General features: G+C 71.3%; 9 protein-coding genes, 1 tRNA gene and 1 pseudogene. 3 read left to right on the plus strand and 8 right to left on the minus strand.

Annotated features, from left to right (window positions below; genetic code table 11):
* The 5 genes and pseudogenes from ACM2XV_RS09110 to ACM2XV_RS09130 all read right to left on the minus strand — a co-directional run.
* A pseudogene (locus tag ACM2XV_RS09110) lies at nt 1–416 on the minus strand (helix-turn-helix transcriptional regulator); the annotation flags it as partial.
* Nucleotides 413–1,417: a helix-turn-helix transcriptional regulator gene (locus ACM2XV_RS09115; RefSeq protein WP_487026704.1), complete on the minus strand. Its 1,005-nt coding sequence runs from the start codon at nt 1,415–1,417 to the stop codon at nt 413–415. The pseudogene ACM2XV_RS09110 and the gene ACM2XV_RS09115, both read right to left, overlap by 4 nt.
* 49 nt (nt 1,418–1,466) lie before the next feature.
* Entirely contained in the window at nt 1,467–2,369 is a 903-nt protein-coding gene (locus ACM2XV_RS09120) for a peptidylprolyl isomerase (protein ID WP_487026705.1), read from the minus strand.
* Between the two features lie 53 nt (nt 2,370–2,422).
* The gene (locus ACM2XV_RS09125) at nt 2,423–3,502 is read right to left on the minus strand and encodes a tRNA (adenine-N1)-methyltransferase (RefSeq protein ID WP_487026706.1); all 1,080 of its coding nucleotides are present in this window, start codon (nt 3,500–3,502) and stop codon (nt 2,423–2,425) included.
* On the minus strand, nt 3,499–4,179 hold the full coding sequence (locus ACM2XV_RS09130; RefSeq protein WP_344778053.1) for an HAD family hydrolase: 681 nt from the start codon (nt 4,177–4,179) through the stop codon (nt 3,499–3,501). The genes ACM2XV_RS09125 and ACM2XV_RS09130 overlap by 4 nt, the downstream gene beginning before the upstream one ends.
* Nucleotides 4,180–4,266: 87 nt before the next feature.
* Here ACM2XV_RS09130 and ACM2XV_RS09135 point away from each other — a divergent pair, with 87 nt between their 5' ends.
* Entirely contained in the window at nt 4,267–5,241 is a 975-nt protein-coding gene (locus ACM2XV_RS09135) for a PAC2 family protein (RefSeq protein ID WP_487026707.1), read from the plus strand.
* A gap of 171 nt (nt 5,242–5,412) precedes the next feature.
* On the opposite strand, the gene mshC is transcribed toward ACM2XV_RS09135, so the two are convergent.
* Both mshC and ACM2XV_RS09145 read right to left on the minus strand, forming a co-directional pair.
* Nucleotides 5,413–6,651 carry a cysteine--1-D-myo-inosityl 2-amino-2-deoxy-alpha-D-glucopyranoside ligase gene (gene mshC, locus ACM2XV_RS09140; RefSeq protein ID WP_487026708.1) on the minus strand — a complete coding sequence of 413 codons (1,239 nt, stop codon included), beginning with the start codon at nt 6,649–6,651 and terminating at the stop codon, nt 5,413–5,415.
* Entirely contained in the window at nt 6,651–7,961 is a 1,311-nt protein-coding gene (locus ACM2XV_RS09145; RefSeq protein ID WP_487026709.1) for a M20/M25/M40 family metallo-hydrolase, read from the minus strand. The genes mshC and ACM2XV_RS09145 overlap by 1 nt, the downstream gene beginning before the upstream one ends.
* Nucleotides 7,962–8,083: 122 nt before the next feature.
* Between ACM2XV_RS09145 and ACM2XV_RS09150 the strand changes: the two genes are divergently transcribed.
* A tRNA-Leu gene (locus ACM2XV_RS09150) sits at nt 8,084–8,168 on the plus strand.
* 47 nt (nt 8,169–8,215) lie between these two features.
* On the opposite strand, the gene ACM2XV_RS09155 is transcribed toward ACM2XV_RS09150, so the two are convergent.
* A complete protein-coding gene (locus ACM2XV_RS09155; RefSeq protein ID WP_487026710.1) occupies nt 8,216–9,268 on the minus strand; it encodes an isopenicillin N synthase family dioxygenase in 1,053 nt (350 codons plus the stop codon).
* A 210-nt stretch (nt 9,269–9,478) separates the two neighbouring features.
* Between ACM2XV_RS09155 and ACM2XV_RS09160 the strand changes: the two genes are divergently transcribed.
* Nucleotides 9,479–9,871 (plus strand): hypothetical protein, encoded by a 393-nt coding sequence (locus ACM2XV_RS09160; RefSeq protein WP_487026711.1) that lies wholly within the window; start codon nt 9,479–9,481, stop codon nt 9,869–9,871.
* Nucleotides 9,872–9,891: the final 20 nt, after the last annotated feature.

Raw genomic sequence — 9,891 nt, forward strand, 5'->3', positions numbered from 1 at the left:
GGCGGCGTGGCGGACGCGCCGCGCGAGAGCTTCGCGATCAGCCCCGCGAGCGCCTCGGTGTCGGCCGTTCCGGGGATCGCCTGCAGGTACTGCAGCCCGGCGATGAGGGCCGCGGCCTCGCGGGCCGAGAACCGCGGGGCGTCGTCGATGACCACGCGGTTCGTGATGTAGATGCGGCCCTCGTCGTCGAGCGCGTCCCAGTCGATGTCGAACAGGTCCTCGGGGCCGTAGGTCTTCGTGGCGCCGGGAACGCCCATGCCGGTGATGCGCTCGACCTGGGCCTGCATCTCGGCCGGCGTCAGACCGAAGTGCTCGGCGGCCTCGGCGACGGGGACGCCCGGGTGGTCGATCAGGTAGGGCACGACCGAGAGCAGGAACGCGAGCCGGTCGGACGCGAAGGCAGGGCGGGGGCTCATGCGGCACCGCCCGCCGCGGCATCGGCGTCGCGGTGCGCCCACTCGGTCGCCTCGAGGCGCGAGACCACGGCCTGCTTGAGGTGGTCGGGCTCGAGAACCGTCACCTCGGGGCCGTAGCCGGCGAGCTCGTCGGCCAGCAGCGACAGATCGCTGTAGTGCACCACGAGGAGCCGTCCGTCGGCCGTTCCGCCGTAGCGGCGCGCCAGGCGGATCGCGGCGTCGCTGCCCGGCTCGACGGCCACCGTCGCCGTGTTGCGCTGCCAGAGGTGCTCGAGCTCGCGCAGCGCCTCGGCGCTGTGGTCTCCGGGCGGCGGCTCGAAGCGCTCGCGGGTGTAGGTCACCTCGCCCACGATGCGCGAGAGCAGGAAGGTCAGCTTGTGGTCCGCGTAGTCGAGCCCCATGAACAGCCACCGGCCCCGGAACTGGAACAGGGCGAGCGGCTTGATGGTATGCGTGCGGGCGACCGTGCGGCCGGGGCGCAGATACGGGAAGGACACGGCCTCACGCCGCTCGATCGCCTGCGTGAGCGGGCCGAACGCGGGCTCGAGCTGCTTGAGCCGCGGGGCGTAGCCGAGCATCGGCCCGTCGGGCTCGACCCCGGCGGCGCGCAGCTTGATCATCGCCCGGCGCATGTCGCCCGACAGGGACCCCTCACGCCACACCGTGCCCGCGAGCTGCAGCAGCGACAGCTCGGTCGGGGTGAACGCGATGTCGCCCGGCAGTTCGTAGTCGCCCTTCGAGACGCGGTAGCTCTGCAGCTGGTTGTTGCCCGGCTGCCCCGGGGCGTCGACCGTCTCGAGCGGCACGCCGAGCTCGCGCAGGGCGTCCTTGTCGCGCTCGAACTGGCGCTCGAGGTTCGCGTTGTCGCCGTTCGGCACGTACTTCTGGTGGTACCCGTCGACCGTCGACAGGATCTGCTCTTTGGTCAGCCCCTGCTCGGTCGCGAGCAGGGCGAGCACAAGCGCGAACTGCCGCTCTTCGGGCGGGACGATACGGGGCACTGAGCCAGTCTAGGAAGCCGCGCGCACCTTCCCGCGCATTTCCCGTCGCCTACTGCTGGGCGGTGCCGGGCAGGCGCCCGAGGATGTCGACGACGGTGGCGGACGCCTGCCCCGAATCGCTCTTGCTCGCGGGAAGCAGCACGATGATCTGCGAGCCGACCTTCTTGCCGATGAGCGCCTGCGACAGGGCACTGCCGTCGCTGAGCGTCTGCGCCGTCGCCGACCCGTTCTCCCACGTGCCGGACGCGGTCTGCGGGTCGGACCAGTTCACCGTCTGCGTCTGCACGATCAGCGAGTCGGACTTCTTCGCGACCGCGCCGTCGCCCTGCTTGAGGACGGCGGTCTTGACCTTGGTCGGCTCGTCGTGCGAGCCGAGCACGATGCCGGGCTGACCGTTCGGGGCGAGCACCACGGTCGGGAAACCGGGGGTGGCGGCGCGCCGACTGCCCGTCGCCCGGTCGGGGTAGGCGCTCGAGATGTCGACGATCGCGGCCAGCGAGTCGCCGGAGGGCGCGTTGAACAGCGCGGCCTCCTTCGGCGGGAGCACCACCGCGAGACGCGATCCGACCGTGGCGCAGCTGATCGCGTCGGCGAGGCCGGCGCCCAGCGACTTCGACGTCACCGGCACGAGGTTGGCGGAGGTCTGGGCGCCGAGCTGACCCGTCGAACCGTCGAACAGCGTGAGATAGACCTCGGCGACGCCGCCGGTGCCGACCTTCTTCCCGTCGCCCGTGATGAGCGTGGTCGACTGCGCCTTCTTCACGTTCAGCGGCGACGGCACCTTGGCCTCTGGGTCCTTGCCGAAGGCGCCGGTGGCACGGATGGACTCGGAGCCGCCGCCGCTCTTCACAGTGCAGTCGGAGGACGCGCCGACGGTGCTGCTGCTGCAGCCGGTGAGGGCTGCGCCGGCGATGACGGCGAGGGCGATCAGGGCGGGGAGCGTACGGCGCACGGGTGCTCTTTCGACGGTGGGCGGCGGGGCGGACGACACTCTAGTGGAGCAAGTTATGGCGTCTCTTCGGACGGCGGCTCCGGCGAGGCATCCGCGCCCGCCTCTGCTGCGCCGTCGCCGGCGCGCGCTTCCGCGATGCGCTGGGCCTCTCTGGCCTTCTTGCGCAGGATCTTGGCGCTCTTGCCGCGCTCGCCGAGAGCTCCGGGGGTCCACAGCTCGACGTCCTCGTCGGAGTAGCTCTTCTTGCTCGCGCGGCGCTTGAGCTCGGGCAGCTCCGCCCCCGGTGAGAGCCGGCGCGCCGTGATCAGGAAGCCCGTGTGGCCGACCATGCGGTGGTCGGGGCGCACCGCGAGGCCCTCGACGTGCCAGCCGCGCACGATCGTCTCGTCGGCGTCGGGGTGCGTGAAGTGACCTGTGTCGCGGATCGCCTCGGCGACGCGGCTGAGCTGCGTGACGGTCGCGACGTAGCAGAGCAGCACTCCCCCGGGCTTGAGGGCCCGTGCGACCGCCTCGAGCGGCTCCCAGGGGGCGAGCATGTCGAGCACGACGCGGTCCACGGTCCCTTCCGGGAAGACCTCGGGAAGGGCATCCGCCAGGTCGCCCACCGTGATGTCGAAGTTCGCGGGACGGTACCCCAGGAACCCCGCCACGTTGCCCATCGCGATGTCGGCGAACTCCTGGCGGCGCTCGAAGCTCGCGAGGCGCCCCTCGGCGCCGATGGAGCGCAGCAGCCACAGCGAGAGCGCCCCGGAGCCGACGCCCGCCTCGACGACGGTCGCGCCGGGGAAGATGTCGGCCTTCGCGAGGATCGCCGCGGCGTCCTTCGGGTAGACGATGGCGGCGCCGCGCGGCATCGACATCACGAAGTCCTTCAGCAGCGGGCGCAGCGCGAGGTGCAGGGCGCCGGTCGAGTTCGCGACGACCGTGCCGTCGGGCTGGCCGATGATGTCGTCGTGCGCGATGAAGCCCCGCTCGGTGTGGAACTTCTCGCCCGGCTTCAGCGTGATCGTGTTCATGCGGCCCTTGGGGCCCGTGAGCTGCACGCGGTCGCCGGCGCGGAACGGGCCGCTGAAGGCGAGTGTGCTCGTGGGGACCTGGGTCTGGGGCTGCGTCTGTTCGCTCTGGTCGCTCATGCCTGTGGTGCCTGCGGTGCTTTCTGCGCGGCCAGCGCGCGAAGGTCGGCGAGGGTGCGCCCCTCGAGCGTCGGCCAGATGGTGTGGTCGCCGGTTTCCGGAAGAGGCACGAGGTGCGGCACGCCGATCGCGATCGTACCGGCCGCGACGGCGGCGGCGAGGCCGCCCAGCGAGTCCTCGATGGCGACCGAGGCGGATGCCTCGACGCCGAGGCGCTTCGCCGCGGTGAGGTACGCCTCGGGGTGCGGCTTCGGGTGCTCGACCTCGTCGCCGGCGACGATGATGTCGAACGGGTCGAACGGAATGTAGCTCGCGATCTGCTCGGCCATGCGGCGGAACGACATCGTGACGAGCGCGGTCGTGACACCGGCTTCGCGGATGCCGCGCAGCAGCTCCTGCGCGCCGGGGCGCCACGGCACTCCGTTCTCGGCCAGCTGGGCGGTGACCCGGTCGGTCAGCCGGTCGATGATCGTCGCGATGTCGAGATCGACACCGCGGGACTGCAGCACCGCGGCCGAGACCTCGAGGCCGTTGCCGACGAGCGCGAGGCCGTCGTCGTGCGTCCAGGTGCCGCCCCAGCTGTGCACCAGTTCCGTCTCGGCCGTCATCCAGTACGGCTCGGTGTCGACGATGGTGCCGTCCATATCGAAGAGGACGGCCGCTGGGAGCTGGGTCACGGGTCTCGAGTCTATCGGGGGCCTGTTGCGCCCCCGGGCCTATCCTGGTGTGACGCTGACCGCAAGCTAGGAAAGGCGAGGTGGCGTTTGACTGACGGCGCTGACGGCACTGGTGGCAAGGGCGTCCTGAGCGGCCGCATCCTGGTCGTGGCCTTCGAAGGCTGGAACGACGCGGGCGAGGCGGCGACCGGCGCGGTCAGAGCCCTCAAGGACGTGCTCGACGTCGTGCCGCTGCACGAGATCGACCCCGAGGTGTTCTACGACTTCCAGTTCACCCGGCCCATCTCGAAATTCGACGACGACGGCAAGCGCATCCTGCAATGGCCGGGCGCTGTGCTCTTTGGCCCGTCCGAGCCCGGGCGCATGCCGCGCGCGCTCGCCGAAGACGCCGAGCTCGCGGTCACGGGCGACAACGCCGGCAACATCTACCTGCTGCTCGGCACCGAGCCGTCGCGGGCGTGGAAGGCCTTCGCCGGGGAGCTCATCGACGCCGCGCTCGCCGCGGACATCGACGCGATCGTCTTCCTCGGAGCGCTGCTCGCCGACGTGCCCCACACGCGCCCGATCTCGGTCGGCGCCACGAGCGACAACGCGTCGGTGCGTCGCGAGCTGGGCTTGGAGCGGTCGAGCTACGAGGGGCCGACCGGCATTCTGGGCGTCCTGGGCCATGCGGCCGAGGCGGTCGGCATCCCGACGATCTCCATCTGGGCGTCCGTGCCCCACTACGTGCACAATGCGCCGAGCCCCAAGGCGACGCTCGCGATCATCGACAAGCTCGAGGAGCTCGTCGACGTGACGATCCCGCGCGGCGAGCTCGTCGAGGAGTCCGCCGAGTGGGAGCGCGGCATCGATGCGCTCGCCGGCGAGGACGAGGACATGGCGGCCTACATCGAGCAGCTCGAGCAGGCGCGCGACACGGTCGATTCGCCGGAGGCGAGCGGCGAGGCGATCGCTCAGGAGTTCGAGCGCTACCTGCGCAGGCATCCCGACGGCCGTGACGGTCGTGACGGCGGCACGGCGGGCGGCGGCGGGCCATCGGAGCCCTGGCGCCCCAACAGCTGAGCCGCCGCGCGGCTGACTCGCCGGGGGCCGGCCCCTTTCGTTTCACTTGAACGAGCGAACCATTTCTTGCAACGAGAGAACCAATGTCTCCCGCCGAGAGACATTGGTTCTCTCAGACGTAGAAATGGTTCTGTCGTTCAAGTGCGGGGAGAGGGACGCCCTGGGCTGGGGCTAGAGCTCGATGCCGAGGAGCAGGTGGATTCCTGACCGCAGCTCGGGCGAGAGACCGCCTGCCTCGACCGCGGCATCGACCACCGCGAGCGCCGCCGGTGTGTCGAGATCGTGGTGCAGCGCCTCGCGCAGCTCGGCCAGCGCAGCGTACTCGCCGGGCGCGCTCGGTGCGGCTCGCCACCGCTGCAGCCGCTCGAGGGCGGCCGGAAGCGAGGCATCCGTCCACTCCCAATCGTCGCGGTAGTGGTGTGCGAGCAGCGCGAGTCGAAGGGCCCGCGGGTCGACCCCGGCGGCGCGCAGCTCGCTCACCTTCACGAGGTTGCCGAGCGACTTCGACATCTTCTCGCCCCGGTAGGCGACCATGCCGGAGTGGGCATACACGCGCGCGGCGGGCTCGCCCGTGAGCGCCGATGCGTGCGCCGCGCTGAACTCGTGATGCGGGAACAGCAGGTCCGATCCGCCGCCGAGCACGGTGACGGTCTCGCCGAGCTCGTTGAGCGCGATGACGGCGCATTCGATGTGCCACCCGGGGCGACCGCGCCCCACGGGGGAATCCCACGACGGCTCGCCGGGGCGCGCCGCGCGCCACAGCAGGGGATCGAGCTCGTTCCGCTTGCCGACCCGGGCCGGGTCTCCCCCGCGCTCGGCGAAGATCGGCAGCATCTCGGCGGGCGTGAGCCGGCTCTCCTGACCGAGGCGCCACGGCGAGACATCCGCGGCGGCCGTCGTGTCGAAGTAAACGTCGAAGCCGTCGCTGTCATCGGATGCGTCGTCGGCCGCGACCCGATAGGCGAGCCCGTTGGCGAGGAGCTCGGCGACGGCGACCGCCGTCGGCTCGATGCGCTCCGTGACGGCGACGTATGCGTCGGGCGGAATGATTCCGAGCGCGGCCATGTCGCTGCGGAAGCCGTCGATCTCGGCCGCGGCGAGCGCCTGCCAGTCGACCCCGTCGCGCGCCGCGCGCTCGAGCAGCGGGTCGTCGACGTCGGTGATGTTCTGCGCGTAGCGCACCGCGAAGCCCGCGTCGCGCCAGACGCGCTGCAGCGTGTCGAACGCGAGATAGGTGGCGGCGTGGCCGAGGTGGGTCGCGTCGTACGGCGTGATGCCGCAGACGTAGAGGGTCGCGGTCTCGCCCGCCGGTTCCGCCGCCACGAGCGCGTCGCTCGCGCTGTCGTAGACGAGCGGTGCGACGCCGTGGCCGGGAACGGCCGGCAGAGCCGGGCTCGGCCAGGCATCCATCAGTAGCTCGCCAGGAGGTCGGCGAGCACCGCGCGCCCGAAGGTGAGCGCCTCGAGCGGCACGCGCTCGTCGATGCCATGGAACAGCGCAGGGAAGTCGAGCTCGGCGGGCAGCCTGAGCGGGGCGAATCCGTAGCCGCGGATGCCGAGCAGCGACAGCGCCTTGTTGTCGGTGCCCGCCGGCATCAGATACGGCAGCACGGGGACGCCGGGGTCGTGGCGCTCGATCGTCGCGCCGATCGCCGAGACGAGCTCGCCGCGCGTCGGGTTCTCGAGCCCCGTGTCCTTCACGACGAGCTCGATGCGGACGTTCTCGCCGACGAGCTCGTCGAGTTGCGCGAGCAGTGCGTCCTCCTGCCCGGGAAGCGGGCGGATGTCGATGCGCGCCTCCGCCCGCTCGGGGATGACGTTCGACTTGTAGCCCGCCGTGAGCATGGTCGGGTTCGCGGTGTTGCGCAGGGTCGCGGTGATGAAGCCGGCTGCCGAGCCCGTGCGCAGCACGAGCTCGTCGGGGCCCACCTGCTGCGGGTCGGCGTCGAGGATGCGCGCAAGCTCGGCGACGAGCTCACGCGTCGTCTCGGTCAGCTGAACTGGGAACTCGAGCCGGCCGATCTTCGCGACGGCCTCGGCGAGCTCGGTGACCGCATTGCGACGCACGAGACGCGAGCCGTGCCCGGCGGGCGCCTCGGCGACGAGCTTCGCCCAGATCATCGCCTTCTCGCCGGTCTGCAGCAGGTAGGCGGGCTTGCCCTCGATGTCGATCGAGTAGCCGCCCACCTCGCTGATCGCCTCGCTCGCGCCCGCGAACACCTCGGGGTGCTCGCGCACCATGAAGTGCGAGCCGAACTCGCCGCCGTTCTCTTCATCGGCGAAGAAGGCGATGACGAGGTCGCGCTCGGGCTGGCCGCCGCCGGCGAGCACGTCGCCGAGGGCGGTGAGGATCATGGCATCCACGTTCTTCATGTCGACCGCGCCGCGACCCCACAGCATGCCGTCCTTGATCTCGCCCGCGAACGGGTCGACGCTCCACTGCGACGGGTCGGCCGGCACGACGTCGAGGTGGCCGTGCACCACGAGCGCGGGCTTGTCGCCGTTGCGGCCGGGCACGCGGGCGACGACGCTCGTGCGTCGCTCGGCCGAGTCGAACAGCTGCGCAGCGAGCCCGAGCGCCTCGAGCTTCGCGGCGACGTACTCGGCCGCTTCGGTCTCGCCCTTCGACCGCCCCTCCCCGTAATTCGTCGTGTCGAAACGGATCAGCTCGCGCGCGATGTTCGCGGTTTCGTCGAGCTCGGGGCGGGCGAGGTCGGTCATGCGACTACGCTAGCGGGCGCCCTCGCGGCCCGGCGCAGAAGGCGCCGCGTGAACGGGGCGGCCCCGAATCCGTGCTAAGGTCTTTCTTCGGCGGAAGAAGCGATTCTGACCGCCGGAAGTGCGCGCGGGTGGCGGAATAGGCAGACGCGCTAGCTTGAGGTGCTAGTGCCCGTATAGGGCGTGGGGGTTCAAGTCCCCCCTCGCGCACAACGAGAAGAACCCCTGGGTGACCAGGGGTTCTTCTCGTTAACCGGTCAGCGAGCGGCGTTCAGCACGCGGTCCGCTTCGCGGGCGGCATCCGTGTTCACCACGCCCGCGCGCGACCCGCGCAGCTTGGCGTGGATGTGCTCGTCGACCGTCACGTCGCGGTAGACCCGCGGGTGCCGCTCGTCGATGAATCCGGGCAGCGGGCCGACCGTCGCCTCGGCATCGCCGTCGAAGAAATAGGCGGCGGAACGGCGCCGCTGGATCGTGCCGATGCCGTCCACCACGTGGATCGGCGGCTTCACGCGGTGCAGCGTCGAGAGCCACTGCTCGTTCGTGAGGCGAGTGGTGAGATCGCCGAGGTTGATGAGCAGCGCGCCGTCGGCCGGGCTGACGTCGTGCCACTCGCCCCCGTGCAGCACCTGCAGGCCCTTGGCGCGGTCGGCCCACAGAATCGTCACGATGCCGTAGTCGGTGTGCTCGCCCATTCCGATGAAGTCCTCGTCGAGCTCGACCGTCGTGCCGTCGGGCAGGGCGTAGTTGTTCATGCGCAGCACTTCGATGGGATGCCGGGCGAGACCCGCGATCGTGCCGGGGGCGAGCTCGAGCGCGTCCTCGAAGATGCCGACCATGGTCCGGGCGACGCGCCCGGCCTCGGTGCGCCAGGCGTCGATGCGATCGCGGAAGCCGTCGACCTCTGGCCACGTGTTCTCGGCGTAGTGCTCCGCCAGCAGTGTCGCCTCGGGATAGTCGGACGCCGCAGAGCCGACGTTGAAGGCCTCGAAGAAGTCCTTCATGCGCGTCTCGGACTGCACGCCGAGGCTGAGCGCCAGCGTCTCCGACTTGGGGGCGGTGTAACCGCGGTTCTCCGCGGCGGGGCGCAGCCAGCGCTTCTTGGTCTCGAGCGGCAGCGCGAAGAAGTCGTCGATCGCGCCGGCGAGGCCCGCGGCGGCCGCAGGGGCGACGCCGTGGCCGGTGATCTGGATGAAGCCGACCTCGCGGCACGCCGCATCGACGGCCGCGGCGACGGCGGCCCTCTCGGCGGCAGTACCGCCCGCGACGTAGGGGCTGATGTCGACGACGGGGACGTGGAACTCGCTCATGATGGTTCTCCTTCGGCAGGGCGTGACGATGACGCTCGGAGGTGTCCGCTTTCCCGGCCGCACGGCCTCGCTGTCCTGTTGAACTCGAGCGCTTCCACGCTACGTCTGCGCGAGTTTCCTGCGGGTTACAGAGCGCGTGGGGCCGGCCCGCGGTGGACCACCCGCACTGGGGAGTGCCGCGCTGTTGCACCGTGCGCCTACCGTGAACGCGTGACGACCGTCGGGCGCGAAGCGCAGCTGCGCAGTGCCTTCGCGTGCGTGCGCCGCGTCGTCGACGGTGCGATCCGCTACGAGCTCGTGCTGCCCGCGGCGCGGCTGCTCGGCGCCGAGCCTCTGCTCGCTCACGAGATCGACGGCGTGCTCCTCGCCGGGCGCCCGAGCCGCGGGCTGCGCGTCGCCGTCAGCGGCCCGCTGCCCTTCGCGCCGATCGACGATGCGCGCGGCTTCGGCCTGGTGACGCTTCCCCATGGCACGCGGCTCGGTTTCGAGAGCGCGCCCGCTGTGCGCCACGGCATGGTGCGCGTCACGCTCGTCGCGGCCCTGCCCGAGACGGCCTGGCGGCTCGACGAGCCGGACCGTCCCGTCGCGCCCGTCGCGGCGTAGCCGCCTGCGCTCCTTACGCC

It is taken from the genome of Gryllotalpicola sp. CP2-P1, assembly GCF_057512245.1.